General features: G+C 74.5%; 28 protein-coding genes and 1 pseudogene. 9 read left to right on the top strand and 20 right to left on the bottom strand.

The features are described 5' to 3' along the window. Positions 1-45 precede the first annotated feature (45 nt). Both K7G61_RS27440 and bioB read right to left on the bottom strand, forming a co-directional pair. Positions 46-1,362 carry an adenosylmethionine--8-amino-7-oxononanoate transaminase gene (locus tag K7G61_RS27440; protein WP_225849685.1) on the bottom strand — a complete coding sequence of 439 codons (1,317 nt, stop codon included), beginning with the start codon at positions 1,360-1,362 and terminating at the stop codon, positions 46-48. Then, on the bottom strand, positions 1,355-2,635 hold the full coding sequence (bioB, locus tag K7G61_RS27435; protein WP_225849684.1) for a biotin synthase BioB: 1,281 nt from the start codon (positions 2,633-2,635) through the stop codon (positions 1,355-1,357). The genes K7G61_RS27440 and bioB overlap by 8 nt, the downstream gene beginning before the upstream one ends. A 164-nt stretch (positions 2,636-2,799) precedes the next feature. Between bioB and K7G61_RS27430 the strand changes: the two genes are divergently transcribed. Continuing rightward, positions 2,800-3,963 carry an 8-amino-7-oxononanoate synthase gene (locus K7G61_RS27430; protein ID WP_225849683.1) on the top strand — a complete coding sequence of 388 codons (1,164 nt, stop codon included), beginning with the start codon at positions 2,800-2,802 and terminating at the stop codon, positions 3,961-3,963. A 57-nt stretch (positions 3,964-4,020) separates the two neighbouring features. Here the strand turns inward: K7G61_RS27430 and K7G61_RS27425 are convergent, their stop codons facing one another. Together K7G61_RS27425 and K7G61_RS27420 are read right to left on the bottom strand one after the other, a co-directional pair. Beyond that, positions 4,021-4,254: a DUF397 domain-containing protein gene (locus K7G61_RS27425; RefSeq protein ID WP_225849682.1), complete on the bottom strand. Its 234-nt coding sequence runs from the start codon at positions 4,252-4,254 to the stop codon at positions 4,021-4,023. 100 nt (positions 4,255-4,354) lie between these two features. After that, positions 4,355-5,212, bottom strand: coding sequence for a helix-turn-helix transcriptional regulator (locus K7G61_RS27420; RefSeq protein WP_225849681.1), 858 nt, complete (start codon positions 5,210-5,212; stop codon positions 4,355-4,357). A gap of 246 nt (positions 5,213-5,458) precedes the next feature. Between K7G61_RS27420 and K7G61_RS27415 the strand changes: the two genes are divergently transcribed. Both K7G61_RS27415 and K7G61_RS27410 read left to right on the top strand, forming a co-directional pair. Beyond that, positions 5,459-5,887 (top strand): ATP-binding protein, encoded by a 429-nt coding sequence (locus tag K7G61_RS27415; protein ID WP_225849680.1) that lies wholly within the window; start codon positions 5,459-5,461, stop codon positions 5,885-5,887. 199 nt (positions 5,888-6,086) lie between these two features. Further along, complete coding sequence (locus tag K7G61_RS27410; protein ID WP_225849679.1) at positions 6,087-6,842, top strand: ABC transporter permease; 756 nt, start codon at positions 6,087-6,089, stop codon at positions 6,840-6,842. 59 nt (positions 6,843-6,901) lie between these two features. Here K7G61_RS27410 and K7G61_RS27405 read toward each other — a convergent pair whose 3' ends face one another. The 3 genes from K7G61_RS27405 to K7G61_RS27395 all read right to left on the bottom strand — a co-directional run bounded on the left by K7G61_RS27405 (position 6,902) and on the right by K7G61_RS27395 (position 8,921). Then, the gene (locus K7G61_RS27405) at positions 6,902-7,390 is read right to left on the bottom strand and encodes a C40 family peptidase (protein WP_225849678.1); all 489 of its coding nucleotides are present in this window, start codon (positions 7,388-7,390) and stop codon (positions 6,902-6,904) included. Between the two features lie 571 nt (positions 7,391-7,961). After that, positions 7,962-8,279, bottom strand: a complete 318-nt coding sequence (locus tag K7G61_RS27400; RefSeq protein WP_225849677.1) for a hypothetical protein — start codon at positions 8,277-8,279, stop codon at positions 7,962-7,964. 6 nt (positions 8,280-8,285) lie between these two features. Beyond that, positions 8,286-8,921 (bottom strand): ATP-dependent Clp protease proteolytic subunit, encoded by a 636-nt coding sequence (locus K7G61_RS27395; RefSeq protein ID WP_225849676.1) that lies wholly within the window; start codon positions 8,919-8,921, stop codon positions 8,286-8,288. An 81-nt stretch (positions 8,922-9,002) separates the two neighbouring features. Here K7G61_RS27395 and K7G61_RS27390 point away from each other — a divergent pair, with 81 nt between their 5' ends. Further along, positions 9,003-9,293: a type II toxin-antitoxin system Phd/YefM family antitoxin gene (locus tag K7G61_RS27390; protein ID WP_225849675.1), complete on the top strand. Its 291-nt coding sequence runs from the start codon at positions 9,003-9,005 to the stop codon at positions 9,291-9,293. 111 nt (positions 9,294-9,404) lie between these two features. On the opposite strand, the gene K7G61_RS27385 is transcribed toward K7G61_RS27390, so the two are convergent. Continuing rightward, entirely contained in the window at positions 9,405-9,893 is a 489-nt protein-coding gene (locus tag K7G61_RS27385) for a LysR substrate-binding domain-containing protein (protein WP_308190717.1), read from the bottom strand. 27 nt (positions 9,894-9,920) lie between these two features. Between K7G61_RS27385 and K7G61_RS27380 the strand changes: the two are divergent. Further along, positions 9,921-10,181: pseudogene (locus tag K7G61_RS27380) on the top strand (hypothetical protein); the annotation flags it as partial. Positions 10,182-10,268: 87 nt separating this feature from the next. Next, positions 10,269-11,939 carry an alpha/beta fold hydrolase gene (locus K7G61_RS27375; RefSeq protein ID WP_263984936.1) on the top strand — a complete coding sequence of 557 codons (1,671 nt, stop codon included), beginning with the start codon at positions 10,269-10,271 and terminating at the stop codon, positions 11,937-11,939. Between the two features lie 19 nt (positions 11,940-11,958). Here K7G61_RS27375 and K7G61_RS37070 read toward each other — a convergent pair whose 3' ends face one another. Continuing rightward, a complete protein-coding gene (locus K7G61_RS37070) occupies positions 11,959-12,126 on the bottom strand; it encodes a hypothetical protein (RefSeq protein WP_308190716.1) in 168 nt (55 codons plus the stop codon). A gap of 167 nt (positions 12,127-12,293) precedes the next feature. Here K7G61_RS37070 and K7G61_RS37065 point away from each other — a divergent pair, with 167 nt between their 5' ends. Further along, positions 12,294-12,476, top strand: coding sequence for a hypothetical protein (locus tag K7G61_RS37065; RefSeq protein ID WP_225849741.1), 183 nt, complete (start codon positions 12,294-12,296; stop codon positions 12,474-12,476). A gap of 166 nt (positions 12,477-12,642) precedes the next feature. On the opposite strand, the gene K7G61_RS27360 is transcribed toward K7G61_RS37065, so the two are convergent. The 8 genes from K7G61_RS27360 to K7G61_RS27325 form a co-directional block, all read right to left on the bottom strand. Continuing rightward, entirely contained in the window at positions 12,643-13,689 is a 1,047-nt protein-coding gene (locus K7G61_RS27360) for an NAD(P)-dependent oxidoreductase (RefSeq protein ID WP_225849674.1), read from the bottom strand. A 94-nt stretch (positions 13,690-13,783) separates the two neighbouring features. After that, positions 13,784-14,530, bottom strand: a complete 747-nt coding sequence (locus K7G61_RS27355) for a 1-acyl-sn-glycerol-3-phosphate acyltransferase (protein ID WP_225849673.1) — start codon at positions 14,528-14,530, stop codon at positions 13,784-13,786. Between the two features lie 111 nt (positions 14,531-14,641). Continuing rightward, positions 14,642-14,806 carry a hypothetical protein gene (locus K7G61_RS27350; RefSeq protein WP_225849672.1) on the bottom strand — a complete coding sequence of 55 codons (165 nt, stop codon included), beginning with the start codon at positions 14,804-14,806 and terminating at the stop codon, positions 14,642-14,644. Positions 14,807-14,993: 187 nt separating this feature from the next. Continuing rightward, entirely contained in the window at positions 14,994-16,034 is a 1,041-nt protein-coding gene (locus K7G61_RS27345) for a hypothetical protein (protein WP_225849671.1), read from the bottom strand. Between the two features lie 18 nt (positions 16,035-16,052). Continuing rightward, the gene (locus tag K7G61_RS27340; protein WP_225849670.1) at positions 16,053-17,015 is read right to left on the bottom strand and encodes a cytochrome c oxidase assembly protein; all 963 of its coding nucleotides are present in this window, start codon (positions 17,013-17,015) and stop codon (positions 16,053-16,055) included. Between the two features lie 249 nt (positions 17,016-17,264). Beyond that, positions 17,265-18,290: a 6-phosphofructokinase gene (locus K7G61_RS27335; protein WP_225849669.1), complete on the bottom strand. Its 1,026-nt coding sequence runs from the start codon at positions 18,288-18,290 to the stop codon at positions 17,265-17,267. A gap of 206 nt (positions 18,291-18,496) precedes the next feature. Further along, positions 18,497-19,225, bottom strand: coding sequence for a type 1 glutamine amidotransferase (locus K7G61_RS27330; RefSeq protein ID WP_225849668.1), 729 nt, complete (start codon positions 19,223-19,225; stop codon positions 18,497-18,499). A 68-nt stretch (positions 19,226-19,293) separates the two neighbouring features. After that, complete coding sequence (locus tag K7G61_RS27325) at positions 19,294-20,532, bottom strand: MurT ligase domain-containing protein (protein WP_225849667.1); 1,239 nt, start codon at positions 20,530-20,532, stop codon at positions 19,294-19,296. Between the two features lie 312 nt (positions 20,533-20,844). On the opposite strand from K7G61_RS27325, the gene def reads away from it, so the two are divergent. After that, entirely contained in the window at positions 20,845-21,390 is a 546-nt protein-coding gene (def, locus tag K7G61_RS27320) for a peptide deformylase (RefSeq protein ID WP_225849666.1), read from the top strand. 83 nt (positions 21,391-21,473) lie between these two features. Here the strand turns inward: def and K7G61_RS27315 are convergent, their stop codons facing one another. Then, positions 21,474-22,118, bottom strand: coding sequence for a TetR family transcriptional regulator (locus K7G61_RS27315; protein WP_225849665.1), 645 nt, complete (start codon positions 22,116-22,118; stop codon positions 21,474-21,476). Between the two features lie 160 nt (positions 22,119-22,278). Between K7G61_RS27315 and K7G61_RS27310 the strand changes: the two genes are divergently transcribed. Beyond that, a complete protein-coding gene (locus K7G61_RS27310; RefSeq protein WP_225849664.1) occupies positions 22,279-23,502 on the top strand; it encodes an acyl-CoA dehydrogenase family protein in 1,224 nt (407 codons plus the stop codon). A 146-nt stretch (positions 23,503-23,648) separates the two neighbouring features. Here the strand turns inward: K7G61_RS27310 and K7G61_RS27305 are convergent, their stop codons facing one another. After that, entirely contained in the window at positions 23,649-23,795 is a 147-nt protein-coding gene (locus tag K7G61_RS27305) for a hypothetical protein (protein ID WP_225849663.1), read from the bottom strand. A gap of 26 nt (positions 23,796-23,821) precedes the next feature. Then, entirely contained in the window at positions 23,822-25,921 is a 2,100-nt protein-coding gene (locus K7G61_RS27300) for an FUSC family protein (RefSeq protein WP_225849662.1), read from the bottom strand. Positions 25,922-26,399: the final 478 nt, after the last annotated feature.

Raw genomic sequence — 26,399 nt, 5'->3', positions numbered from 1 at the left:
GCGGCCGGTCGCGGCGTCCCGGCGGGGGCCCGTCCTGCCCGCCGCTCAGCCGGCCGCGGCGGCGGACACCACCGCCGCGCAGATCGCGGCCACGTCCGGATCCCCGGTGACGTAGGGCGGCATGGTGTACACGAGGTCGCGGAACGGCCGCAGCCACACCCCCGCGCGTACCGCCGCCCGGGTGGCCGCGGCCATGTCCACCGGGTGGTCGAGCTGGACCACGCCGATCGCGCCCAGCACGCGCACGTCCCGTACCCCCGCGACGTCCCGGGCCGGCGCCAGACCCTCGCGCAGCCCCGCCTCGATGCGCTTGACCTCCACGGCCCAGTCCTGGCCGAGCAGCAGGTCCAAGGACGCGTTGGCCACGGCTGCGGCCAGCGGGTTGCCCATGAAGGTGGGCCCGTGGGCCAGCACCGGCACCTCGCCACGGGAGATGCCCTCGGCGACCTCCGTGGTGCACAGCGCCGCCGCCATGCTGAGGTAGCCGCCGGTCATCGCCTTGCCGACACACATCACGTCGGGCGCGACCCCCGCGTGCTCGGCCGCGAACAGCCGCCCGGTGCGGCCGAACCCGGTGGCGATCTCGTCGAAAACCAGCAGCACGCCGTGCTCGTCGCATGCCTCCCGCAGCACCCGCAGGTAGCCGGGGGAGTGGAAGGCCATCCCGCCCGCGCCCTGCACGACCGGCTCCACCACCACCGCGGCGAGCTCATGCGCGTGACGGCCGATCAGGTTCCGCAGATGCGCCTCGTACGCGGGGTCGACGGGAGCGTCGAAGCCGGGCGGCGGGGCGTCGGCGAAGACCTGCCGGGGCAGCACACCGGACCACAGGCCGTGCATGCCCCCCTCGGGGTCGCACACCGACATCGGCTGCCAGGTGTCGCCGTGGTAGCCGCCGCGCCAGGTCAGCAGCCGCCGCTTCTGCGGCCGGCCGAGGGAACGCCAGTACTGCAGGCACATCTTGACCGCGACCTCGACCGAGACGGAACCGGAGTCGGCGAGGAAGACGTGCCGCAGCGGCTCGGGACCGATGTCGACCAGCCGGGCGGCCAGCCGTACCGCAGGCTCGTGGGTGAGCCCGCCGAACATCACATGGCTCATCCGGTCCAGCTGCGCCCGGGCCGCCTCGTCCAGCACCGGGTGCCGGTAGCCGTGGATCGCCGACCACCACGACGACATGCCGTCGATCAGCTCGGTGCGGCCCTGCGCCGGCCCGGCCAGCCGCAGCCGCACCCCGGAGGCCGAGGCCACGACCAGCGGCTCCTGGCGGCCGGGCATCGGACCGTAGGGGTGCCAGACGTGCTGCCGGTCCAGGTCCAGCAGCACGTCGGGCGACAGCCGGCCGGGCAGCGGCTCAGGCATTGGGCGGCAGGTCCGTACCCGCGCCGCGCCGCCGGACCGCGACCAGGTCGGGGCGCGCCGCAGAGGCGGGCACCTGTGCGGGCCGCGTGCCCGCCGGAGCCGGGGTGGCGGTCGCGGGGGCCGGACCGGACGCGGCGGCGGTCCCCTCCTCGTCACGGGCGCCGTGCGCGCCGCACCCCCCGGCCCCGTGCGACCCGCAGCTCCCGGCGCCCTCGTGCGACCCGCAGGTCCCGGCGCCTTCGTGCGACCCGCACACCGCCCCGGCCGCGGTCCGGTGCTCGGGCAGCGTCCGGGTGCCCGCGCCTTCCACCTCGAAGCCCGCGTCCGCGATCATGTCGAGGTCGGCCTTGCCGGCCTGGCCCTCGCTGGTCAGGTAGTCGCCCAGGAAGATCGAGTTGACCAGGTGCAGGGCGAGCGGCTGCATGGAGCGCAGGTGCAGTTCGCGGCCGCCGGCCAGCCGTACCTCGACGTCGGGGCAGACGAACCGGACCATGGCCAGGATCCGCAGGCAGCGCTGCGGGGTCAGGTTCCACTCCTCGGCCAGCGGCGTGCCCTCGAAGGGGATGAGGAAGTTGACCGGCACCGAGTCCGGGTCGAGCGCGCGCAGCGAGAACACCACGTCGACCAGGTCCTCGTCGGTCTCGCCCATGCCCGCGATCAGCCCCGAGCACGCGGACAGCCCGGCCGCCTGGGCCTGCCGGACCGTGTCCACCCGATCGGAGTACGTGTGCGTCGTCGTGATCGTGCCGTAGGTTCCCTCGGACGTGTTGAGGTTGTGGTTGTACGCGTCCGCTCCCGCCGCCCTCAGCCGCTCGGCCTGGCCGGCCGACAGCAGCCCGAGACAGGCGCACACCTCGACGTCCTCGTTGTCCTCCTTGATCGCCTCGATCGTCTTCGACACCCGGTCGACGTCGCGGTCCGTCGGCCCGCGTCCGCTCGCCACCAGGCACACCCGCTTGGCGCCGCCCGCGACCCCCGCGCTCGCGGCGGCCGCCGCCTCCTGCGGCCTCAGCCAGGTGTACTTGAGGATGTCCGTGGTGGAACCCAGCCGCTGCGAGCAGTACGAGCAGTCCTCGGGGCACAGCCCGGACTTGAGGTTCACCAGGTAGTTCAGCTTGACCCGGCGCCCGAACCACTGGCGGCGCACCTTGCCGGCCGCGGCCACCACGTCGAGCAGTTCGTCGTCGGAGGTAGCCAGGACGGCCAGCGCTTCGTCCCGGGTGGGCGGCTCTCGGCGCAGCCCCTTGTCCACGAGAGTGGTCAGCAGATCCATGAGGGCGATCCTCGCCTACGACACCGCCCCCGGCCAATGCCGGACCCCACAACAGGAGTGTCGCGGGGTGTGGGCATCACCACACTCTTGACAGGTGTGGGGAGTCGGTACGTTTCTGGCCACCGACCCGCACCCGCATCCGCAACCCGAACCGGGGGACCGCCGTGACCCGAACCCAGCACACCGACCGGCCCGGACCCTTCGCCTGGACCGAACGGCAGGCCGCGGTGCGCGCGGCCGCCGGACTGCGCCGGGGGCTGCGCCCGCGCCCGGCCGACTCCCCGCTGACCGACCTGGCGGGCAACGACTACCTGGGCCTGACCAGGCATCCGGAGGTCACCCGGGCGGGAGCCGACGCCTGCCTGCGCTGGGGCGCCGGGTCCACCGGCTCCCGCCTGGTGACCGGCAGCACCGCTCTGCACGCCGAACTGGAGGCGGAGATCGCCGCGTTCACCGGCTTCGAGGCGGCCCTGGTCTTCGCCTCGGGTTACGCCGCCAACGTCGCCGCGGCGACCGCGCTGAGCGGTCCCGGCACCCTGCTGGTGTGCGACGCGGCCAACCACGCGTCGCTCATCGACGGCTGCCGCCTGTCCCGGGCACGGCGGGAGGTGGTGCGGCACGCCGACCCGGACGCGGCGCGCAAGGCGCTCGCCGGCCACGCGGGCCCGGCGCTGATGGTCACCGACGCGGTCTTCTCGGTGGACGGCGACGCCGCCCCGCTCGCCGCGCTCGCGGCCGTCTGCCGGGAGTACGGGGCCGGGCTGCTGGTGGACGACGCGCACGGGCTGGGCGTGCTCGGCGCGCGGGGCCGCGGTTCGCTGCACGCCGCGGGGCTCGCGGGAGCGCCCGACGTGGTGTGCACGGTCACCCTGTCCAAGTCGCTGGGCGCCCAGGGCGGGGCGGTGCTCGGTCCCGCGTCCGTCGTCGAGCACCTGGTCAACACGGCCCGTACGTTCATCTTCGACACCGGGCTCGCCCCCGCGGCCGCCGGCGCGGCACTGGCCGCGCTGCGAGTGCTGCGGCGGGAGCCCGAGCGCGCGCGCAGGGCGCTCGCGGTGGCCCGCGACCTCCACCGGCTGCTGACCGCGGCCGGGCTGGAGGCGACCGCGCCGGACGCCTGCGTGGTCTCGGTCCGCGCGCCCTCGCCCGAGGCGGCCGCGGCGTGGGCGGAGCGCTGCCGCGAGGCGGGGCTGTCGGTGGGCTGCTTCCGGCCGCCGTCCGTGCCCGACGGGATCTCCCGGCTGCGGCTGACCGCGCGCTGCGACCTCACCGACGACGAGGTCCGGGACGCGGTGGACGTCATCGCGCGCACCGCGCCCCGGCAATGAGGCCGCGCGGCCGTACGGCGACGGGGAGGTGGAGAGGGAGGGCGGAGAGGGCCGGGCTCACGCCCGGCCGAACTCACCGTCCGACACCGCCCGCACGAAGGCCGCCCACGCCCGTGGGGTGACCAGAAGCGCCGGGCCCGCGACGTCCTTGGAGTCGCGGACCGCCAGCCGGCCGGACGCCAGCAGCGCGGTCTCGACGCAATTGTTCGCGGCCGTGCTGTGGCTGCTGCGCTGCCATCTCGCGCCGGAGAGGGCGGTACTGGGGGAAACGTACCGGGACAGCATGGTCATGGAGCCTCCTCTATACGGCAGTTCTGCCTGGCGGAAGTACAACGAGCCACGCGCCGGTGCGTTTTCGGTTGATTTCCCGGTTGATCGCGTTACCGCCGGATCAATCCGACAACTCGGCCCTCAGTGCGGCGATCATCGCCGCGGACTCCCCGTATGAAAGGGCGCGGTCCCGCAATCGGTCGAACGCGGCTCCGTACGCCTTGATGTCTTCTTTCCGGTCGACATAAAGACTACTCGTCAAATGGTCGACAACAACCACGTCGAGATCGGAGGTGTTCGGAAAGGAGAAGACAACGAAGGAACCCGTAACTCCCATGTGTCCGCCCGCGGTGAAGGGCAGTACCTGCAGCCTCACCTGGGGCAGCTCGGCGGCCTCCTCCAGGGCGCGCAGTTGACCGGCCATCACCCCGGGCCCGCCGACGCTGCGTCGCAGCACCGCCTCGTCGAGTACGGCGTCCAGTTCCAGCGGCCGGTCCTGGCGCAGCACCGCCTGCCGGGCTATGCGCACCCTCACCAGCGCGTCCACCTCGCGCGAGCTCAACTGGGGCATCACGTCCCGGGTGAGCGCCTCCGCGTACGCGGGCGTCTGGAGCAGCCCGGGCACCACCGAGTTCTCCATGGAACGGGCCCGGCTCGCGCCCGTCTCCAGGCTGATGAAGTCGCGGTACTCCACCGGCAGCACGTCGCGGAAGTCGTGCCACCAGCCGCGCTGGTAGCCGTTGCCGGCCAGCGTCGCCAGCAGGTCGCGCAGATCCCGGTCGCGCACCCCGTAGACGTCCAGCAGCACCGTGACGTCCTCCGCGCGCACGCTGCTGCGGCCGGTCTCGATCCGGCTCACTTTCGACTGATGCCATCCGGCCAGACCGGCCGCCTCCCCACTGGTGAGTCCGGCCAGATCGCGCAGCCGGCGCAACTCCTCCCCGAGTCTGCGCCTGCGTACGGCGGGAACCCGCTCCATCGTTCTCGTGCCTCCTGAAGTGAACGGTTACGGCCGACAGGGGCCGATACGACAGTGTGCCGACCAAATGCGTTCTCCGTCGGGAGAGTTCACCGTTTTGAGCGACAGATATATGCATTGTCCGGTACGGGATCCCCATTGGCGGCACGATGAGTGGCACTCCGGCGCGAACCGGCCGCATCCGGGCGCGGCCGGATCGCACCCGCACCGGAGCCCGGTCACGGCGGGAAAGGGACCAGCGTCGCCATGGCAGATCTTCAGGAAGCAACCCTCACGCTGCCGAGCGACCCGGCGTCGGTGACGACGGCCCGGCGCTATGTGTGCGCCCTGCTGGCCGGGTGGGGACTGCCGCCGGATGCCCCGGCGTACGACACGGTCCGGCTGATCGTCTCCGAACTGGCCACCAACGCGGTGCTGCACACCTCGGACCGGTCGCCGAACTTCACCGTCGACGTCAGGCTGGAGCGCTCGGAGCAATTGCACGTCGGCGTGACCGACAGCCACCCGCGCCGGCCCCGGCGGCTGTCGGCCGCGGTCCAGCGGGACAACGGGCGCGGCATGGCCATCGTCCGCCATCTGGCCGCCGAATCCGGCGGCGGGCTGCGGATCACCCCGACCGACGACGGCGGCAAGACCGTGTGGATCACCATTCCGTGGGCGGTACCCGTGGCGTGACCCGCGCCGCCCGGCGAGCCCCGGGGCGGCGGGAACCGCGCTCTCGCCCAGGACGGGAACGGGGACGGAGGAGCGGACGGGGGAGCGGGCCGGGACACCCGCGGGGGTCGGGCCCCTGTCCGAGCCGCGGGCGCGCCCGGTGCTCCACCGGGCGGCGTCCCCCGCGACGCGCGCCCCACCGCACCCCAGGCGGGCCGGAATGTGGCATGACTCCCTGCCGCGCACCGGGATCCTGGTCCGGCACAACACCGCCGTGCTGCTGCACGAGCCGGTGCCGCTGATCGGCCGGCTGGTCATGCCGCTGATGCTGCTGCTGGCGCTGCGGCCGTTGTACGAGGCCGCCCAGGGGCCCGTCGGGACCGGCGAGGAGGTGGTGGGGTCGCTGGTGACCTTCTCGCTGCTTGCCATGTCGATCGTGGGCGCGGCGATCATGTCCGAGCGGGACTGGCGCACCTGGGACCGGCTGCGGGCGACGCCGGTGCGGCCGCTGGAGCTGCTGGTCGGCAAGGCGCTGCCGGTGTTCGGCGTCCTCGCGCTACAGCAGGCGATCGTGCTCGGAGTGGGGGCGGCGGCGCTGGGCATGCCGGTGGCCGCGCCCGGGCTGCTGGTGGTCGCCTGCGCCGCCTGGGGCCTGGCGCTGCTCGGACTCGGCACGGCCGTGGGGGTGACGGCCCGCAGCTACCAGCAGCTGTCAGCCGTCTACGACATCGGCGCCTTCGTGCTCACCACGCTCGGCGGCGCCCTGGTGCCGCTGCACACGCTGCCCGGCTGGGTCCGCGCGGTGAGCCCGGTGTCACCCGGGTACTGGGCGGCGGGCGCGCTGCGGCACGCGTCCGCAGGGGACACCGGGCCGGCCCTCACCGCCGCGGCGGTGCTGCTCGGCGTCGCGGCCGCGTCCGGCGCGCTCGCCGCATGGCGGATCAGCCGTGGCTGGGGGCGCTCCCCGGCGCGGTGAGCCCGGGGCCGGGGCGGGGCCGAATCCGGTGGCTCGCCGGGGCGGACGGTACCGGCGCCTCACCGGACCCGGCCGTACCAGACGCTGCGGGTCCAGATCTTCTCCAGCCGGACCCTGGCACCGGTCTTGGGAGCGTGCCAGATCCGGCCGTTCCCGGCGTAGATCCCCACGTGGTAGACGTACGACCCCGAGTGGAAGAACACCAGGTCGCCCAGGTGGCGGGAGCCGGCCCCGATGTGCCTGGTGCTGTTGTACTGCGCGGCGGCCGTGCGGGGCAGCTTCTTGCCGACGTGCTTGAACGAATACATCGTCAGGCCGGAGCAGTCGAACCGGTAGGGGCCGGTGGCCCCCCACTGGTAGGGCGAGCCCTGCTTGGACGCGGCCACGCCGAGCGCCTGAAGCGCCAGGGTGGCGGCGTCGGCCCGCTGCGCGGTTCCCGGGAACACGGGCGGTACGGCGACGGCCGCCGCGGTGAGCACGGACGCCGCCCCGATGCGACTCAGCCGTGCGGACACGCCCTGGGGGGCGGTGCGGTGGAGCGCGGTCATGCGCGACCCTTCGTCGTCGGCCTGCGAAGGATGACCTGTCGGGTTCGGGCAGGCGAAGATGCCCGGCCGCCGCCGGACGCCCGTGGGCGCTCGGCAGCGGCTTCACCCCAAGGGGCGGCCCGGAGATCGCTCCGGTTCCGGCCCCGTCGTGCTGGGTCCTCCGCTCCTGCCGGTTGCACTCGTGTCGACCTGGCGTCCGCGCGGCGGCAGGATTGGGCGTCCGCGCGGACCGCCCCGTCACGGTGGCGGGGGCTTGTCGTCACCACGGATGCTTGCGCACATGTCGTGTCCGTGTTGGCACAGAAACGCCGGATGTGAGGCTGATCACCCTTCATCCGTTCGAGTGGGCGCGTGCCCGCCGGGTCGTCGGGCACCCGGATGGCCCCATACCTGACCTGCGCCGATCCCGGCCGCGCCGCCTTCGCTGCGTCGACACGCGCAACTCGGCGCCGACTTGCGGAAAATCGTCGGGTAAGCCAATGGGCTGAGGGGTGATCACCCGGCGGGACCTCGTACGGGGGACGGCCCCCGTGCCGCCGTCCCCCGTACGCGCGTCCCGCCTGCTGGGCCGTCAGTCCCCGGGCGGCGCCTGAACCGGCGGGACGACGGCGACAAGCCCCGAGCGGCGCTCGCCGTCCAGTACCTGCAGCGCGCGGGCCAGCGTGCGGTGGTGCAACTCCGTCTCCCCGCGCATGTGCATCGTGGTGAGCGCGTCCTTCAGCGCCACCGCCCGGCTCACCAGCGCCTGCGCGGCCCGCAGCGCGCTGTAGGTGTCCACGGTGCGCGACGGGTTGATCCGGCCCAGCAGGTCGACCACCTCCAGGTAGCAGTCGACCAGTTCACCCTCGCCGCGGGTGAGGGCGGGCAGCGGTGGCGGCTCCGGGACCACCCGCGATCACCTCAGGCCGTAGGGGCGGGTGTCGGCCTTGCGGCTGGTGGTCAGCCGGTCCACCAGGCCGTAGGCGACCGCCGACTCGGCGTCGAAGACCTTGTCCCGCTCGATGTCGGTGCGGATCCGCTCCAGGTCCTGCCCGCTGTGCCTGGCCAGCAGCGTCTCCAACTGCTCCCGGATCCGCAGCAGTTCGTTGGCCTGGATCTCCAGGTCCGACACGTCGCCCTGCATGACGTCGCCGAGCGAGGGCTGGTGGATCAGGACGCGGGCGCCCGGAGTGATCATCCGCTTGCCGGCGGCGCCGGCCGCGAGCAGCACCGCGGCCGCCGAGGCGGCCTGCCCGATGCAGACCGTCGCCACGTCGCAGGTGACGAACTGCATGGTGTCGTAGATCGCCGTCATTGCCGAGAACGAGCCGCCGGGCGAGTTGATGTACAGGTGCACGTCCTGCTCGGGCGCGGCGCTCTCCAGGTGGATGAGCTGGGCCATCACGTCGTTGGCCGACGTGTCGTCGATCTGCGTGCCCAGGAAGACGATCCGCTCCTGCAGCAGCTTCGAGTACGGGTCCAGGGTCCGTGTGCCCGTGCTGCTGCGTTCGGTGAACTCCGGCAGCACGTAGCGGGCGGTCGGTTCGGACATCAAAGCGCGCACCTCCAGCCGGGGACCTCGGCCCCCTCCGTTCAAAATGTACAGGACGTACATCCCGTTATGATGGGGAGCATGACTCACGACGTCCCGGTGACACAAGCGCGCGCGCAGCTCGCCGACCTGATCAACCGCGTGGTCTACGGCGGTGAGCAGGTGGTGCTGACCCGCCACGGAAAGCCGCTCGTCGCCCTCGTATCCGCCTCTGACCTGCAGCGATTGCGCGACCTCGACGCGGCGGAGGAGGAGCGGGTGATCTCCACGGTGTCCACCTCGGTCTCCCGTCCGTCCGCCACGGGCGAACGGCGCAGGTTCGGCATCGCCGCCGAGCACCGCGGCCCGGCTCCCGGCGACCGCCGCCCGTAGCGCCCGCCCGCAGCCCGCCGGGGCCGCCCGGACCGGCACACGCGGCGGGACCGCCCGCCCAACGACCGGCGAGCGGCGGGGCCGGGCGCGGTGACCGCGGGTGCCGGTCCCTCAGGCCGCCCCGGCGGTCAGCAGCGACGCCAGCAGGGCCGCCGCCTCCTCTGCCGCGGCCCGGTGGACGACTTCCACCCGGTGCACCAGCCGCGGCTCGGTCACCGCCGGAGCGTCGGCGTGCGCCGCCGAGCGCGGCAGCAGGGCCAGCCCGTGACCGGCGGCGACCAGGGCGTGCAGGGTCCGCGTGTCCGTGCCCTCGTACGCCGCCCCGGCGGGGAAGGCCCCGCCGGTCGCGGCCCGCAGTACCGGCAGCGGCACCGCCGAGGACGGCGCGTCCAGCCACAGCGCGTCGGCCAGGTCGCCCAGCCACAGCCCGGTCCGGCCGGCCAGCGGATGGCCCGGCGGCAGCGCCACGGCCAGCGGCTCCTCGCCCGCGACCAGCGTGGTCAGGCCCGCCGCCTCCGGCAGGTGCAGCGGGTCGGTCGGCGCCGCGGCACCGTCCACCAGGCCCAGGTCGACCCGTCCCTCCGCGACGTCCCGTACCACCGCCTCGCGCTCCAGCAGCCGCCCCACGACCCGGACGGCCGGCCGCGGGTGGCCGAACTGCCCGGCCACCCGTTCTTCCTCGCCACCCTCTTCCAGCCCGAACTGGCCGGCGACGGCACGGTCCCGCACCCTTACATCCGGGCCTTGGCGGAAGCCGCCCTCACCCGCACGGCCGCACGACCCGCACCCGAGGTGCCCCTCAACTCCGCAACGGCGCACGACCCTGACGGGCTGTCACCCGTCCGGTCCGTTCGGAGCCCGCGCGCCGGGGAACGGATGGGCACCTGACCGACCCGATCCCGTGGCCGCCGCCACGGCCGCGCCGCGGGAGGTTCGCGCGTGCGACGTACCCTCGTGCTCGCCTGCGCCGCCGCGCTGGCCGCGGGCCTCACCGCCGCGCCCGCGGCCGCCGGGGCCCACCCGGCAGCGCCCGGCCGGACGGCCGCCACCACCCCTCCCGCACCGGTGGCCGGGAACGCCGCCCGGCACGCCGGGGGAGCCGCCTCGGACCCCGGGGACGCGGCGGACGCCCTCACGCGGGCCGTCACCGTGCCGGAGTCCGTCGGCGAGGCCATCGCGGCGGTCGCCGCCCGGCGCAAAGGCGTCCACTGGACGGCCTGCCCGTCCGGCTGGGGACTGCCCGCGCCCGTCCAGTGCGGCTGGGTCACCGTGCCGGTCGACTACGCCCGGCCGTTCGGGGACACCCTGCGGCTCGCCGTGGACCGGGCCGTCAGCACCGGCACCGCCCGGCAGCGGCAGGGCGCGCTCGTCTACGACCCCGGCGGCCCCGGCGCTTCGGGACTGCGCTTCCCGCTGCGGCTGACCGGCGGCAGCCCGCTGTGGCGGAAGACCGCCGAGGCGTACGACTTCGTCGGCTTCGACCCGCGCGGCGTCGGCCACTTCGCGCCCGTCTCCTGCGAGGACCCGCGCGAGTTCGCCGCGGCCCCCAAGGCCGACCCGGTCCCCGGGGACGAGGCCGGCGAGTTCGCGCGGCGCCGCTCGGCCAGGAGGTACGCCGAGGGCTGCCTGGCCCGCACCGGCGCCGCGCGGCTGTCCCACATGACCACCGCCGACACCGCCCGCGACCTCGACGTCATCCGCGCCGCGCTCGGCGAGAGCCGGCTGAACTACCTCGGCGTGTCGTACGGCACCTACCTCGGCGCGGTGTACGCCACGCTCTTTCCCGACCACGTCCGGCGCATGGTCCTCGACAGCGTCGTCGACCCGTCCCCCGGCCACATCTGGTACCGCGACAACCTCGTCCAGGACATCGCCTTCGAACGGCGCTGGAAGGACTGGGAGACGTGGGTCGCGCGGTACGACTCCGTCTACCACCTGGGCGCCACCCGGGCGCGGGTCCAGGCCGGATGGGAACGCCTGCGGGCTACCGCCGAGGCGCACCCCATCGGCGGGGTGGTCGGCCCGGCCGAACTCATCGGCTTCTTCCAGAACGCCCCCTACTACGACGCCGCCTGGCCGACCGTGGCCGGCGTGTGGAGCGCGTACCGCGCCGGCGCCACCGAGGCGCTGGTGAAGGCCGCGGGACCCGACCTGTCCGACACCGCGGGCAACACCGCGGCCGAGAACGGCAACGCCGTCTACACCGCCGTGGAGTGCGCCGACGCGCCATGGCCCGCCGACTGGCGGGTCTGGAAGCGGGACACCACCGCGATCGACGCCCGGCACCCCTTCCTGACCTGGTCCAACACCTGGCTCAACCTGCCGTGCGCGACCTGGCCGGTGCCGCACGGGACACCGGTGCCCGTGCGGTCGGGCCCGGGGCTGCCCGGTGTCCTGATCGTGCAGAGCGCCCGCGACGCCGCCACTCCGTACGGCGGCGCCCTCGAACTGCGCCGCAGGCTCGCCGGCTCACGGCTGGTCACCGAGCGGGACGCCGGCTCGCACGGCGTCACCGACCTGGTCAACCCGTGCGTCAACCGCCGCGTCGAGACCTACCTCGGCTCAGGGACGCTGGACGACCACGACGTCGTGTGCGCTCCGCACGCGGCGCCCGTCCCGCGGCGGGCGCCAGGGCCGTCGACGTGACAGAGGCGGGGGACGGCGCTCAGCCCGCGATCGGCTCCGCGCGCGGCGCGGCGATTCGTACGTGGTCCCGCACCGACAGCGCGAGTGAGCGGTCCGGCCGGGCCGCGTCGAAGAACATCTCGTCGTGCTCCAGCAGGCCGGGGTCCACGACGAGTTCGGGCCGCTCGTCGAAGGAGAAGGGCAGCACCGTGTGCTGACGCCGCCCGCGAGCCGCTCGGCGGCGTCCTCGGCGGCGAAGGACACGTACGTACCTCCAGCAGCGCCTTCACCGCGTTCAGGCCGACCCGGCGGTCGCCCTGCGCCACCGCCGGCACGTAACGGGTGACCTTCCTGCCGACCTCGACCGTCACGACGATGCACGCGGCCGCTTGGGCGGGGCCGTTGCCGCGCAGCGCGCTCACCGCCTCGGTGGCGCTCTGCGGCGCGTGCTCGATGATCCGGTACCGCGCGTCCCGCTCATCCAGCAGTGCGATCAGCCTGTCGTACCTCCCGTGCTCGCTCATGGACCACGAGACCAGGGCCTGCGTGAACTCGTGACCAACGCGGGGCCTGCGGCGGGCGCGGCACCCGACATGGGCGCTGGTCGCCGGTGAGGCGCGCCTCGGCGGCCCGCCGCCGGGCCGCACGGCGGCACGGCGGCCCGGCGGCCCGGCATCGCGGCGGAGGTCGCCGCACGCTCGCGCCCTGAGCCTGCCCGCCGACCTCAGCCCGCGCGTGCCGCGAGCCAGCGGTCCTCGGCCGCGTAGTCGAACCAGTCCGCGTGCTCGTCCGACAGCCGCGCGGGCAGCGGGAAGCGCTCCCGCCAGTCGCCGTGCGCGAGGCTGTCGACCAGCCACGCCACCGTCGCCGGCAGGGACCGCTCGTACGTGGTCACGGCCCGGTAGCCCAGTTCGCGCCGCGCCGCGGACATGTCCAGGACCACCGGGCGCGCCGTCCCCCACGGGCTGTTGCCGACGGTCGGCTCCGGCGGCGGCCCGTCCACCAGGACCGTCTCGGCCCGGTACCCCATCACCGCGTCCACGGCGGCGCCGATCTCCGCCACCGTCGGCACCCCGGGGTCACCCGCGTTGAGCACCCGCGAACCGGGCCGGCGCGCCGCGAGCCGCACCAGCTCCGCGATGTTGGCCGTGTGCACCGGGTGGAAGCGGCTCGTGCCGCCGTACGCCAGCACCCGCACCCGGCGGCCGTCCAGCACCCGCTTGACGAAGTGCAGTTCACGCGGCAGCGGGCTGTGCGTGCCGTGGACCGCCCCCGCGCGCAGCAGCGTCGTGGGCAGCCGGCCGCCGGCGTCGAGCAGTTCCCGCTCCAGCTCCACCTTGCGGGTGCCGTACGTGGCCGGGCCCGGCGCCACCGTGCGCTGGGTCTCGGGGACCGGCACCGGGTACCGCGGGAAGCCGTCCGGCTCGCCCTGGGTGTCGAAGCTGCGGCCGTCCGCGTCCTCGTACACCGCGGCGCTGGAGATCACCACCGCGGAGCCGATCCGGTCCGCCAGGGAGAGCAACTGCCGCGCGTCGCCGCCGTCGTAGGCCACGCAGTCCAGCAGCACGTCGCAGCCGTCGCCCAGGGCCGCGGCCAGAGCGGCGGTGTCCGACCGGTCGACCCGGACCGTCCGCACCCCCGGCGGCCAGTCCTCGGTGGACCCGCCGCCGCGCGAGGCGGCCGTCACCCGCCAGCCGTCCGCGGCCAGCGCGTGTACCGCCTGCCGGCCGATCTGTCCCGATGCGCCGATCACGAACGCGGTTCCCGTCATGCCGCGACGCTACGGCCGGCTCGCACGCGGTGACCAGGGCGGTTCGCCCACCGCGGATTCGCCGTCGGCGCAAACCGTCCCGGATACGGCGACGTCAGGACCGGCGCCGCAGCCGGGCCGTGACGCCGGACGGGGCGTTGGCCTGCGCCTCGGCTTTCGCCTCCGCCTTCGCCTCGGCCTTCACCTCGCCCGCGTAACGGTCCACGTACTCCTGCCCGGACAGCCGCATGACCTCGTACATGACCTGGTCGGTCACCGACCGCAGCACCGTGCGGTCCTCGTCCATCCCCGCGAAGCGGCTGAAGTCCAGGGGCCGTCCGAAGCGGATGGTGACCCGGCCCAGGCGGGGCAGCACCCGCCCGGGGGGCTGCAGTTCGAAGGTGCCCACCATGGCGCAGGGGATGACGGGAACGTTCGCGCGCAGCGCCATCACGGCGACCCCGGTCCTGCCCCGGTACAGCCGGCCGTCGTGCGAGCGGGTGCCCTCGGGGTAGATGCCGAGCAGTTCGCCGCGGGCCAGCACGCCCAGGCCCGCGGTGATCGCGGACTGGGACGCCTTGCCGCCGGAGCGGTCCACCGGGATCTGGCCCACGCTGCGGAAGAAGGCCGCCGTCAGCCTGCCCTTCAGGCCCGGCCCGGTGAAGTACTCGGCCTTCGCCAGGAAGGTGATCCGGCGCGGCAGGACGGCCGGCATCACGAAGTGGTCGGAAAAGGAGAGGTGATTGCCCGCCACGATCGCGGCTCCGCTCTCCGGGATGTTCTCCATCCCTTCTATGCGGGGCCGGAAGAACAGCCGCAGCCACGGCCCGAGAACCACGTACTTCAGCAGGCGGTAGATCACGTGCGCACAGTAGTGCCGCGCCGCCCCCGCCACCAGGGCCCGGCGGCGGCCCGTGCCGGAGCGGCCGGTCGCGGGCGGCTCCCGCGCCCGGCCCGCCGGCACCCGGACCGGTCACCCGCGGCGCGCGCCCGTCAGCGCGACGCCGGCCGCGCACAGGCCGAGCACCACCCAGGAGGTCCACAGCAGGCCGCTGGCGCCCAGCGTCACGCTGTAGCCGACCACGAGCACCAGGCAGGCCACGGTGCACACGCCCATGGCCCGGGCCGGTTCCGGCATCGCGGGCCCTCCTTCCGCCGGCCGCGCCGGGCCCACCGCACGCCCCCGCGGCCCGGCCTCCATGGTGGACCCGCCGCCACACCCCGCGCCACCGGCCCCCGCGGGCGCGGGGCCAGCGGTCACCGCCCGGTACCGGGCCGTCGACCCGTGCCCGGTACCGGGCCACCGGTCTCCGCCCGGCACGGCGCTACCACTCCCCGTCGGCCACCTCGCCGCGGTCGTCACCGAGTTGCTCGACCTGGTGCGGCCCGGGCGCCACCCAGGGCGCGTCGTCCTCACCGAGCCAGCCGCCGACCGGCTTGACCTCGGCCAGCGGCTCGGTGGGGGCCAGATCCTCGCCGTCGGCGTCGTAGTAGTCGAACCAGGGCAGCCCCGCCGCGTTGTAGGCCGCGCGGTCCACCGGCGAGGCCGGGGCGGGCTCGCCGGTGATCTCCCGCCACTGCGGCGCTGTCGCCAGATGGACGAAGACCCGGCCGGACGCCTCCTCGCGCCAGTCGCCGATCGGGCGCGGGTCGCGGTAGACCTCCTGCCGCATCCGCCCGCCCGCGCCGAGGCCCATGGCGGGCGCGGCCCTGACCGCGCGCACCGTCCGCACCGACCGGGTGTCCAGCGGCTCGCCGTCCGCCGCCCCGGGGACCGCGGAGAGGGCCTGCGGCCCGCCGCGGCCGAAGACGCCGCGTCCCTCGCGCTCCCGGCGGGCGGCGCGCAGCCGCTCCAGCGCCTCCTCGCGCAACGCGAAGACCTGCAACTGGATGCCGCCCCACACCTCTTCGCCGGACAGCTGGCCCTCCACGGTCGCCCCCAGGCCCAGCGGCACCGCCACGAACTGCCGGATCGTGCCGTGCCCGGAGTTGATGCCGTCCAGCCACGGCTGGCGGGGCAGCACCAGGTAGTTCTGCGGGTCCTGGGACAGCCGGTCGCTCCACGGGCGCCCGGACACCGCGCACACCTTGCCCACTCCCACCTGGAGCGCGGCCGGCAGCGGCGAGGAGAAGCTCAGCCACATCGCCTCCCGCTGGTACACCGGCAGCAGTACGCCGCCGTGCTCCCGCCACGGCTCGGGCACCCGGTCCGGGTAGTCCTTGACCCGGCGCAGCGGAAAGGTCCCCAGACCCGGCGGCAGGGGGTGGGTGCCCGTCTCCGGCAGCCGGAGCGTCCGCATGAACCTGACGGTGACCCCGCCGGGCAGTTCCAGCGACGTCGTGGTCATCCGCACCTGCTCGCCCATCGTGGGTCCCCTGTTCGGTCAGCCGCGGCCGCGCGCCTCCAACGACGCCAGGTACGCGTTGTACGCCACCAGCTCCGCGTCACCGTCACGATCCGCCGCTCGGTCCTTGCGACGGGCCTGCCGCTGCTCGGAGGTGTACCACTGGAACAGCAGCGCCACCAGGACGATGACCGACGGGATCTCGCTGAACGCCCACGCGATGCCGCCCGCCGTCGTCTGGTCGCCGAGCGGATCGACGCCCAGCGACGCCGCCGGGTGCTCGAAGGCCGTCACCATCGGCCCGCTGGCCATCATCAGCGCGATGCCGAAGAAGGCGTGGAAGGGCATTCCCGCGAACAGCTCCAGCATCCGCATGACGTAGCCGGGCCGGTGCGGCCCCGGGTCCACACCCATGATCGGCCAGAAGAACACCAGGCCCACCAGCAGGAAGTGCACCATCATCGCGATGTGCCCGGCCCTGCTGCCCATCAGGGTGTCGAACAGCGGCGTGAAGTACAGCCCGTACAGGCTCGCGATGAACAGCGGGATGGTGAACGCCGGGTGCGTCACCGCCCGCAGGTACCGGCTGTGCAGCAGCTTCACCAGCAGTTCGCGCGGACCCGTGCGGCCCGGGCCCGCGGTCGGCAGCGCCCGCAGCGCCAGCGTCACCGGGGCGCCGAGCAGCAGCAGGAGCGGCGAGAGCATGCTGAGGATCATGTGCTGCACCATGTGCACGCTGAACATGACCATGCCGTAGTCGTTGAGCCGGGTGCACATGGTCACGCCGACGGTCAGCACGCCCAGCGCGAAGGAGACCGTCCGGCCCACCGGCCAGCGGTCGCCGCGGCTCAGCAGCCGCAGCACGCCCCAGCCGTAGAGCACGAGCAGCAGCACGCAGCCGGCCAGGAAGAAGGGATCGCCGCCGAAGGCCAGGCCCCGGCCGAGGGTGAACGGCGGCAAATCCGTGTGCATGCCCGGCATGCCGTGTCCGCCGTGATCCATCTGTCACTCCTTCGACCGTTGTGCCCGAACCAGAGTAGGACCGCCCCCGGCCGCGGTTTCGGCCGGGGGCGGTCCCGCGCTGCGGGCGGTCAGCGGCCGCGGTCGAGGAGACTCACGGTCAGCGGTCAGCGGTCAGCGGTCAGCGGTCAGCGGCCGCGGTCGGGGCGGCCCGTGGCCGGCTGTGCGCGGTCGGGGCGGCCCGTGCTCACAGCGGCCGGCGGTCGCCGGCCGGGCCGCGGGCCGGCCGGCTCACAGCACGCACTCGGCCTCGGTGTACCGCTCGGCCGGCACCGTCTTGAGGTGCTGCACGGCCTCGGCCAGCGGCATCAGCGTGATGTCGGTGCCACGCAGCGCGGTCATCATGCCGAATCGCCCGTTGTGCACCGCCTCCACCGCGTGCCAGCCGAAGCGGGTGGCGAGCACCCTGTCGTACGCGGTCGGGGTGCCGCCGCGCTGCACGTGCCCGAGGATGACCGGCCGGGCCTCCTTGCCCAGCCGCTCCTCCAGTTCCACCGAGAGCTGGTTGGCGACGCCGCTGAACCGCTCGTGCCCGTAGACGTCGGTGGAGCCGGGAGCGAAGTCCATGGTGCCGGGGCGCGGCTTGGCGCCCTCGGAGACCACCACGATGGCGAACTTCTTGCCCGCCTCGAAGCGCTCACCGACCACCCGGGCCAGCTCCGCCACGTCGAAGGGCCGCTCCGGCACCAAGATGGCGTGCGCGCCGGCCGCCATGCCCGAGTGCAGCGCGATCCAGCCGGTGTGCCGGCCCATGACCTCCACGATCAGCACCCGCTGGTGCGACTCGGCGGTGGTCTTCAGCCGGTCCAGCGCCTCGGTGGCCACCGTGACGGCCGTGTCGAAGCCGAAGGTGACGTCGGTGGACGCGATGTCGTTGTCGATCGTCTTGGGGACGCCGACGATGGGCAGGCCCGCGTCGGACAGCAGCCGGGCGGCCTTGAGCGTGCCCTCGCCCCCGATCGGGATGATCGCGTCGAGGCCGAGGTCCGCGACGTGGCCCTTGGCGGTCTCGACCCCGCCGCGCAGGTGTTCGGGCCGCACCCGGGACGAGCCCAGGATGGTGCCGCCGCGGGCGAGGATGCCGCTGACCGCGTCCAGGTCCAGCTTGCGGTAGTCGCACTCCAGCAGGCCCTTCCACCCGTCGTGGAAGCCGATGACCTCGTCACCGTGGTCGACCACAGCCCGGTGCACCACGGACCGTATGACGGCGTTCAGCCCGGGGCAGTCGCCGCCGCTGGTCAGCACACCAATACGCATTGCTCTGAATACTCCTGCACTCGACCGGGCGGCCGGACCCCGTCGTCCGGTGGTGTCGCCGCCAGCTTACCGAGACCGTGCCGCGCGCCTCCACGACGACCGGAGTGCGGACACCTGACGATTGCCCGAACTCCCCGCGACCGGTCCGCGGCGCCGCGGTGGCGCCGCGGTGGCGCCGCGGTGGCGTGGACCGGCGCCGCCGGAGGTCAGGCGGGCTGGACCGCGGCCGCGATCCGCTCGGCGCGCAGGGCCTCGTACCACTGGTCGTCCACCGGCGGCAGCGCGTTCACGTCCAGCGCCAGCTTGATCAGCATGTCGGCGATCTGCGGGTTGCGGGCCATGACCGGGCCGTGCATGTAGGTGCCGAACACCGTGTCGTTGTAGGCCCCTTCGGTGCCGTCGCCGGTCCCGTTGCCCTTGCCCACCCGCAGCCGGGCCAGCGGCCGCGCGGCCGGGCCGAGACGGGTGACGCCCTGGTGGTTCTCGAACCCGGTCAGCGGCGGCAGGTTCAGCTGCGGGTCGATGTCGGCCAGGACGTCGCCCACGCACCGCTCGCCCTCGCCGCGCACGCTCACCACGTCCAGCAGGCCCAGGCCCGGCTCCGGGCGGCCCAGGTCGTTGACGAACTCGTGGCCGAGGATCTGGTAGCCGGCGCAGACCGAGAACACGATCGCGCCGTTGGCGACGGCCCGGTTCAGGCCGCCGTCGCGGCGCAGCCGCTCCGCGGCCAGCCGCTGCGGCCGGTCCTCGCCGCCGCCGATGAGGTAAATGTCCCCGGAGGTCGGGATCGGCTGGTCGGACCGCACGTCCACCCGGCTGACCGGCACCCGGCGCTGCTGCGCCCGGCGCTCCACCACCAGCGCGTTGCCCTGGTCCCCGTAGGTGCTCAGCAGATCGGGGTAGACCCACACCAGGCGCAGGCTGGACTCACTCATGCGGGCTTCTCCTTGTGTCGTCCTCGTGTGCCGGGCGCCGGGTGCCGGGCGCGGCCGCCGGCGGGTGTTCAGTTGCCGACCTTGCGGCGCAGGTCCTGGAAGGCGGTGTAGTTGGAGATGGACTCGATCCGGCCGGGCGGGGCGTGGCGCACCGCCTCGTCCAGGTTCTGGCAGACCCGGAACTGCAGCCCCGCCACCTCCAGCCGCACCGCCAGGTCCATCCGGCGGTCGCCGATCACCATGATCGGGTGCCCGGCCAGCCGGGTGTAGTCCACGTCCCACAGCCAGGAGGTGTCGGTGCCGTCCGCGCCGCGCGCGTTGACCGACAGGATCACGGGCGTGGGCGGGCCGTCGATCAGCGAGAACGTCTCCAGCCAGCCGGCCGGGTTCTTCGCCAGCAGCAGCCGCAGCTGGCGCCCCTGGTACGTGACGACGTCGTACCGCCCGGCCACCGCCTGCACGTTGTACATGCGCTCCAGCGCGATCTTGGGGTCCACCCCGAAGGCCGCCGCCGCGGCGGCGGACACCGCCGCGTTCGACTTGTTGGCGCGGCCGGGCAGCTGGAGGTGGATCGGCCAGGCGACACCGTACGGGTCGACCACGTGGTCCCCGCGCAGCCCCCAGGTGGGGGTGGGGCGGCGGAAGCCGCACTCGGAGCAGAACCAGTCCTCGCCCGGCCGCTGCAGCACGCCGCCGCAGGACGGGCAGGACCAGGCGTCGTCCTTCCATTCCTGGCCGGCCGCCACCCACACCACCGTCGGGCTGGACGAGGCCGCCCACACGATCAGCGGGTCGTCGGCGTTGGCGATGATGATCGCCTCGGAGCCGGCCAGCCCCTCGCGCCACTTCTCGGCGAGCATACGGGTCTCCGCGGCGCGGTCGAGCTGGTCGCGGGAGAGGTTGAGCAGGGCGATGGCCTTGGGGGCCACGTCGCGGGCGACGCCCGCCAGGTACTTCTCGTCGACCTCGATCACGCCGTACCGGGCGTCCGAGCCGCCGGCCAGCGCGGAGGTGATGCCGGCCGGCATGTTCGCGCCGAGCGCGTTGGAGACCACCGGGCCGCTGGCGCGCAGCGCCTCGGCGATCAGCCGGGTGGTGGTGGTCTTGCCGTTGGTGGCCGAGACCAGGACGACGTCCAGGTGGCGGGCGAGTTGGGCCAGCAGGTCGGGGTCGAATCTCAGGGCGACCTTTCCGCCGATGACCGATCCGCTGCCCTTGCCCGCGGCGCGGGACACCGCCGCCGCGGCTTTGCCCGCCGTCACGGCCAGTTTGGCCCGCGGCGACAGCGGCTCCGAGTTGCCTGCCATCGTTCTCCGTTCCTCCTCGACTCCGGCCGCGCCGCTGTCCAGGACAAGTTCCGCTTGCGCTCAGCCTATCCACTCGGGCGGCCGGTCCCCCAAGCCGCCGCCCGGTTCGCGGCATACGAGCGGCGTACGACCGGCATGCGAGCCGTCGCGAGGGGTGTCGCGCGGTGTCCGTAGGGCGGGCCGGAAGGCGGCGCGTGAGGGCGGCTCGGGAGACCGCCGTGCCGGGTGACGGCCTGGGGGACCGGCCGCCGGCACGGCGGATCGGGCGGGTGGCCGCGGGGAGGCGGTACGTCCGGCCGTACGCTGTGCGGCATGCGATACGGCAGCATTCCCGGCAGCACAGGCGCCGTCCGCCGGGTGCGGCTGCTCGGCGACCCGGTCCTGCACGCACCGGCCGCGGAGGTCACCGAGTTCGGCGCGCCGCTGGCCCGGCTGGTCGAGGACATGTTCGCCACGATGTACGCCGCCCAAGGGGTCGGCCTGGCCGCGAACCAGATCGGCGTGCCCTTGCGGGTGTTCGTCTACGACTGCCCCGACGACGAGGACCGCCGCCACCTCGGCCACGTGGTCAATCCGCGCCTGACGCACGTCGGCGGGATCGCGGTCACCGGCCCGGAGGGCTGCCTGTCGCTGCCCGGCGTGGAATCCGGCACCCGGCGCTGCGACGAGGCCGTCGTCGAGGGCCTCGACGCGCACGGCGAGCCGCTGACCGTCTCCGGCACCGGGTTCTTCGCCCGCTGCCTGCAGCACGAGTGCGACCACTTGGAAGGCACGGTCTTCACCGACCGCCTGCGCGGGCCCCGCCGCGCCCGGGCGCTGTGGTCCGCCCGGCGGGCGGTCGCGGTGCGGACCCCGTAGCACCCGGGGCGCGAACCCGTACGCACCCGCGCCGCACCCGCCGAGGTCCCCGTTCGGCGTCACCGCCCCTTCTCCCGCCCGGGTCAGAACCCCGGGCTGCCGGCCCGGTCGCCCGCCGCCGCCAGGCGGCCCCAGAGCAGATCGGCGAGGTCGCGCACCAACCGGTCGCGGGAACTGGGCCGCTCGCTCAGCCACCAGTCGCCGGCCGCGTACATCATGCCGACGATGCCGTGGCCCCAGGCGCGGGCGACCTGCCTGCTGTCGGGGCCGAGATCGAGCCGCTCGGCGATCACCTCGGCGAGATCCTCGCCCATCCGGTGCAGCAGCGGCACCGAGTGGCGGCCGGCGTCGAAGCCCTTCTCGCCGTCGGCCGGGGCCTCCGAGGGGTGCATCAGGAACCGGTAGACCTGCGGGTGCGCCTCGATGGCGTGCAGGTAGGCGTGCAGCGTCGCCTCCACGCGGTCCCGGCGGTCGCCGGGGGAGTCGAGCGCCGCGCGGAGGGTGGCCAGCAGGGCGTCGGTGTGCCGCTTCGCCAGTGCCCGGTACAGCCCGCTCTTGTCGCCGAAGTGCCGGTAGAGGATCGGTTTGGTGATGCCCGCCTCGGCGGCGATGGCGTTCATCGACGCCTCGGGCCCGTCGCGCAGCACCACGCGGTCGGCGGCCTCCAGCAGTTCCTGGCGCCGTCGCTCGGTGGCAGTCCGCTGGTCCTGCCGCTGGCCGGTTTCCACCCTCGCCTCCCCGGGTGTTCGATTGCCGGTGGTCTGCGCAACGTAACACCCCGGGCGCCGCCGCTCGCGTGCCGAGCCACGAGTTGACATTCCTACTGGCGGGTAAAAGACTGCTGCCCCGTGGCCCGTTACCGCAGGTAACCCGATCGAGGAGGGGACGATGGGCGACTTCACGCTCGAACTCAACGACGACCAGAAGGCCGTGCGCGACTGGATCCACGGCTTCGCCGCCGACGTGATGCGCCCGGCCGCCGCCGAGTGGGACGAGCGCGAGGAGACGCCGTGGCCCATCATCCAGGAGGCGGCCAAGATCGGCCTGTACTCGCTGGACTTCTACGCCCAGCAGTTCTTCGATCCCACGGGCCTGGGCATCCCGATGACCATGGAGGAGCTGTTCTGGGGCGACGCGGGCATCGCGCTGTCCATCGTCGGCACGGGCCTGGCGGCCGTCGGCGTCCTGGCGAACGGCACCGAGGAGCAGATAGGCACCTGGGTGCCGCAGATGTACGGCGACGCCGACGACGTCAAGGTGGCCGCCTTCTGCTCCTCCGAGCCCGACGCGGGCTCGGACGTCGCCTCGATGCGCACCCGCGCGGTCTACGACGAGGCCAAGGACGAGTGGGTACTCAACGGCACGAAGACCTGGGCCACCAACGGCGGCATCGCCTCGGTCCACGTCGTGGTGGCGGTGGTCGACCCGGAACTGGGGTCCAAGGGCCACGCCTCGTTCATCGTGCCGCCGGGCACCCCGGGCCTGTCGCAGGGCCAGAAGTTCAAGAAGCACGGCATCCGCGCCTCGCACACCGCCGAAGTGGTCCTGGACGACGTACGGGTGCCCGGGCACTGCCTGCTCGGCGGCAAGGACAAGCTGGACGAGCGGCTCGCCAGGGCCCGCGAGCGCGCCGCCTCCGGCGAGAAGATCAAGAACGCCGCGATGGCGACCTTCGAGGCGTCCCGTCCCGCAGTCGGCGCCATGGCCGTCGGCACCGCCCGCGCGGCGTACGAGTACGCCCTCGAATACGCCACCGACCGGCGGCAGTTTGGCCGCCCGATCATCGACAACCAGGGCGTCGCCTTCCAGCTCGCCGACATGCGCACCCAGATCGACGCGGCACGGCTGCTGGTCTGGCGGGCCTCCTGGATGGCGACCGCGGGCCGGCCCTTCACCGCCGCCGAGGGCTCGATGTCCAAGCTGTTCGCCAGTGAGACAGCCAAGAAGGTCACCGCCCAGGCCATCCAGATCCTCGGCGGCAACGGCTACACCCGCGAGTACCCGGTGGAGCGGATGCACCGGGACAGCGCGATCTACACCATCTTCGAGGGCACCAGCGAGATCCAGCGGCTGGTCATCGCCCGCGCGGTGTCCGGGCTGCCGATCCGCTGAGCACCGCGCTCACCCGTCCCGGCCCGCGGCGCCGGTCCGGCCCGGGGAATCCGCCGGGCGGCCGCGGCGGGCCGCGGGCGTCAGCGCTCGGCCGCGGGCGTCAGCGGCCGGCGGGGGTGGTGGGCGTCCGCGCTCGGCGGTGGGTGTCAGTTGCGGTAGCCGCGCAGGACGAACCAGGCCACCAGGACCACCCCGACCACCGCGATCACGATGGCCGAGCGCATCACCGGCCCGGGGCCGGGCGAGTTGCTCGCGGCGAGGGTCAGCGCGTGGTGCGTGTGGTGAGTGTGCATGGGCGCTCCTTCTGGTCCCGCCCAGCCTAGCCCCGGCCGCGGGCGCCGCCGCCGGCCGGGTGCCTGCGGCCGAGGGACCTGGGCCGCAGCGCCTCGGCCAGCTCGTCCAGCGTCGTGACCAGCAGCTCCGCCCCCCGCCGTACGATCCGCTCCTCGCCGGAGCCGTCCGGCCACCGCTCCAGGGCGCGCCGCACCGGCTCCCAGTGCGGCGCCCGGCGGTCCCGGATCGCCCCGGCCGCGGCCCGCGTGCTCTCGCGCAGCGCCCGCGCCAGCTCCGCCGCGTACGGCGCCGGCGGCGCGCCCTTCGGCGGCAGGTGCCCCTCCAGCAGCAGCCCCACGCGGCCCAGGGCGGACACGGCCGCGTCGGCGTCCCGCACCGCGGTGCGGGACAGGCCGCGGTGCCGTACGGGTTCCACGTCGGCGCGGGAGACCGCCTGGTCCCAGGAGGCGCCCGCGGCCCGCAGGTCGAGCAGCGCCTGCCGCACCGCCCGCGGGCGGCGGTGCTCCGGGTCGGCGTACCCGTCGAGGACCGCCGCCGCGTAGCCGCACGCCGCCTCCACCCACTCCGCCAGCCGGTCGCGCAGCAGTGGCGTCTCCCACGCGGGGAAGACCGCGTAGGCGATCATCGCCAGCACCCCGCCCAGCAGGGTCAGCAGCAGCCGGTCCCGTACCGTCTGCTCCAGTTGGGTGCCCGCCATGCCGAGCAGGAACACCACGTAGGCGCCCACGCACACCTGCATCACCACGTAGCCCGTGGTCAGCAGCAGGTACAGCAGCCAGATGCTGAGCACCGCCAGCGCGGCGCAGGCGTACGTGCCGGGGTGGGCGAGGCTGGTCACGGCGCTGCCGACGCCGACGCCGACCACCGTGCCGGCGAACCGGGCGACGCCGCGCTCGTAGGTCTGGGTGAAGTCGGGGCGCATGACCATCACCGAGGCCATCGGGGCCCAGTAGCCGTGCCCGAGCGGGAGCGCCGCGGCCAGCAGGTAACCCGCCGCGGCGACCACGGACAGCCGCAGCGCGTGGCGGAAGACGGGGGAGTCCCACCGCACCTGCCGGCGCACCGACCGCACGGCGAGCGGCAGCAGCTCGCGCGCCGAGGGCCGCAGCAGGTGGCCGGTGCTGGACGCGTCGGCCGGCCCGGAGCCGTCGGCCCGGTCCACGGCGGCGGCCAGCAGGCCCATCAACTTCGCGGCCGACCTGCGGGCGGCACCGGTCAGTTCGGCGTGCGCCCGGGACTCGTCGAGGAGTTCGCCGGCCCCGGCCGGGACGCTCACGGCCGTCCCGTGGCGGATCGAGCGGGCGACCGCGTCCAGGACCTGCGCCGCCACCGCCAGCAGCTCGCGGACCCGGTCGCGCTCCGGGCCCTCGGCGGCGGCGCCCACCCGCGGGTCGGCCAGCGAGGCCAGCACCGGACGGATGCGTTCGGCCAGGCCCCGGCTGCCGTGCAGCTCGCCCGGCCGGCGCCGGGCCTGCCACGCGGTGACCACGGCGGCGTTGCGCGCGGCCATCAGCGGCTCCGGGTCGAACTCGGCGAGCGGGTCCTGCCGGAGCCGGCGGGCGAAGTCCGCCTCGGCGGCGAAGGCGTCGGCGAGCGCGTCCCGCTGCCGCCCCCACCGCCGCACCGGGAACAGCACGATCAGGGCAGCCTGCGCCAGACCGCCCGCCGCGACCAGCGCCGCGTGGTGCAGCGCGCCGAGCACGGTGGTCGGCAGCGTCACCACGACCAGCATCACGGCCACGGTGAGCGCCGCCACCGTGCCCGTCGTCGGGCCCAGCGACCACGCCATGCCGGCGCCGAACGCCCACAGCGCCAGCAGCACCACGAACAGCGCCAGATGGGGGGCCGCCAGGTAGCCCAGGAACGTGCTCACCGCCAGCGCCGCCCCGGTCCACAGCGCCAGCACCGGCCGCGGCCGCCAACTGCGCTGGAACGTGGCCACTCCCGCGGCGAACGCACCGAAGGCCGAGGACGCCGCGACCGCCGGCGACCACAGCCACAGCGACAGGCCGATCACCACCGCGACCCCGCCCGCGGCGCGCAGCGCCGGCAGCGGCTCGGGCCGGCCGCGCTGCACCCGCAGCCCGGAGCGGGCGGTCTGCCGCAGGGCGCGCAACCAGGTCATGGCCCGAGCTTAGGGCTCCGATCGGAATGGCCGCCCTGCTCGCGAATCCCCCGGCCCGGCGGCCGGGAGGTGCCTACAGGCACCGCACCTCTCCGTCTGCCTTCGGCGGGGGGACCCCCACCCTGCCCGCGGCGGGAGGTACCCCCTGCACCGGACGCCGCGAGCCGACCGGACGCCCCTTCTGTTCGGAGCTCTCGGGGCCACGCCCCGGGGACGCCCCGACCGCCGCCTGCGCCTGCGCCTGCGCCGCGCGTCGTCCGGCGCCGCGATCCCGTTCGCGTCCCGCTCGCCCCTGGCGATGTGACGTACGCGACGTCCGCCCCGCTGCCGCTCACGCAGGGGCGGACGTCTCTGCTTCAATAGGGCGCATGGCCAGCACTACTGACAGCGGGACAGGTCGCAGCGACCTCGAGCCCTTCTGGCCGTCCCGGCAGGAGCACCACTTCGACCGCCGGTGTTGCCGCGCGATCCCCGCCCG

This window comes from Streptomyces sp. HPF1205 (assembly GCF_020400825.1).
In the GTDB taxonomy this organism is placed as follows: domain Bacteria; phylum Actinomycetota; class Actinomycetes; order Streptomycetales; family Streptomycetaceae; genus Actinacidiphila.
Note: the sequence above shows the minus strand (reverse complement) of the source record. Positions and strands in the feature narration are given on the sequence as shown.

Excerpts from the sequence above, each read along its gene's own strand:
- K7G61_RS27345 (WP_225849671.1), bottom strand. The coding sequence starts at position 16,034 with ATGGGCGAGCAGGTGCGGATGACCACGACGTCGCTGGAACTGCCCGGC.
- K7G61_RS27420 (WP_225849681.1), bottom strand. The coding sequence starts at position 5,212 with ATGGAGCGGGTTCCCGCCGTACGCAGGCGCAGACTCGGGGAGGAGTTG.
- K7G61_RS27360 (WP_225849674.1), bottom strand. The coding sequence starts at position 13,689 with ATGACGGGAACCGCGTTCGTGATCGGCGCATCGGGACAGATCGGCCGG.
- K7G61_RS27340 (WP_225849670.1), bottom strand. The coding sequence starts at position 17,015 with ATGGATCACGGCGGACACGGCATGCCGGGCATGCACACGGATTTGCCG.
- K7G61_RS37065 (WP_225849741.1), top strand. The coding sequence starts at position 12,294 with ATGCACGCGGCCGCTTGGGCGGGGCCGTTGCCGCGCAGCGCGCTCACC.
- K7G61_RS27425 (WP_225849682.1), bottom strand. The coding sequence starts at position 4,254 with ATGACCATGCTGTCCCGGTACGTTTCCCCCAGTACCGCCCTCTCCGGC.
- K7G61_RS27350 (WP_225849672.1), bottom strand. The coding sequence starts at position 14,806 with ATGCCGGAACCGGCCCGGGCCATGGGCGTGTGCACCGTGGCCTGCCTG.
- K7G61_RS27415 (WP_225849680.1), top strand. The coding sequence starts at position 5,459 with ATGGCAGATCTTCAGGAAGCAACCCTCACGCTGCCGAGCGACCCGGCG.
- K7G61_RS27330 (WP_225849668.1), bottom strand. The coding sequence starts at position 19,225 with ATGAGTGAGTCCAGCCTGCGCCTGGTGTGGGTCTACCCCGATCTGCTG.
- K7G61_RS27440 (WP_225849685.1), bottom strand. The coding sequence starts at position 1,362 with ATGCCTGAGCCGCTGCCCGGCCGGCTGTCGCCCGACGTGCTGCTGGAC.
- K7G61_RS27395 (WP_225849676.1), bottom strand. The coding sequence starts at position 8,921 with ATGTCCGAACCGACCGCCCGCTACGTGCTGCCGGAGTTCACCGAACGC.
- K7G61_RS27390 (WP_225849675.1), top strand. The coding sequence starts at position 9,003 with ATGACTCACGACGTCCCGGTGACACAAGCGCGCGCGCAGCTCGCCGAC.
- K7G61_RS27310 (WP_225849664.1), top strand. The coding sequence starts at position 22,279 with ATGGGCGACTTCACGCTCGAACTCAACGACGACCAGAAGGCCGTGCGC.
- K7G61_RS27305 (WP_225849663.1), bottom strand. The coding sequence starts at position 23,795 with ATGCACACTCACCACACGCACCACGCGCTGACCCTCGCCGCGAGCAAC.
- K7G61_RS27335 (WP_225849669.1), bottom strand. The coding sequence starts at position 18,290 with ATGCGTATTGGTGTGCTGACCAGCGGCGGCGACTGCCCCGGGCTGAAC.
- K7G61_RS27410 (WP_225849679.1), top strand. The coding sequence starts at position 6,087 with ATGTGGCATGACTCCCTGCCGCGCACCGGGATCCTGGTCCGGCACAAC.
- def (WP_225849666.1), top strand. The coding sequence starts at position 20,845 with ATGCGATACGGCAGCATTCCCGGCAGCACAGGCGCCGTCCGCCGGGTG.
- K7G61_RS27300 (WP_225849662.1), bottom strand. The coding sequence starts at position 25,921 with ATGACCTGGTTGCGCGCCCTGCGGCAGACCGCCCGCTCCGGGCTGCGG.
- K7G61_RS27405 (WP_225849678.1), bottom strand. The coding sequence starts at position 7,390 with ATGACCGCGCTCCACCGCACCGCCCCCCAGGGCGTGTCCGCACGGCTG.
- K7G61_RS27325 (WP_225849667.1), bottom strand. The coding sequence starts at position 20,532 with ATGGCAGGCAACTCGGAGCCGCTGTCGCCGCGGGCCAAACTGGCCGTG.
- bioB (WP_225849684.1), bottom strand. The coding sequence starts at position 2,635 with ATGGATCTGCTGACCACTCTCGTGGACAAGGGGCTGCGCCGAGAGCCG.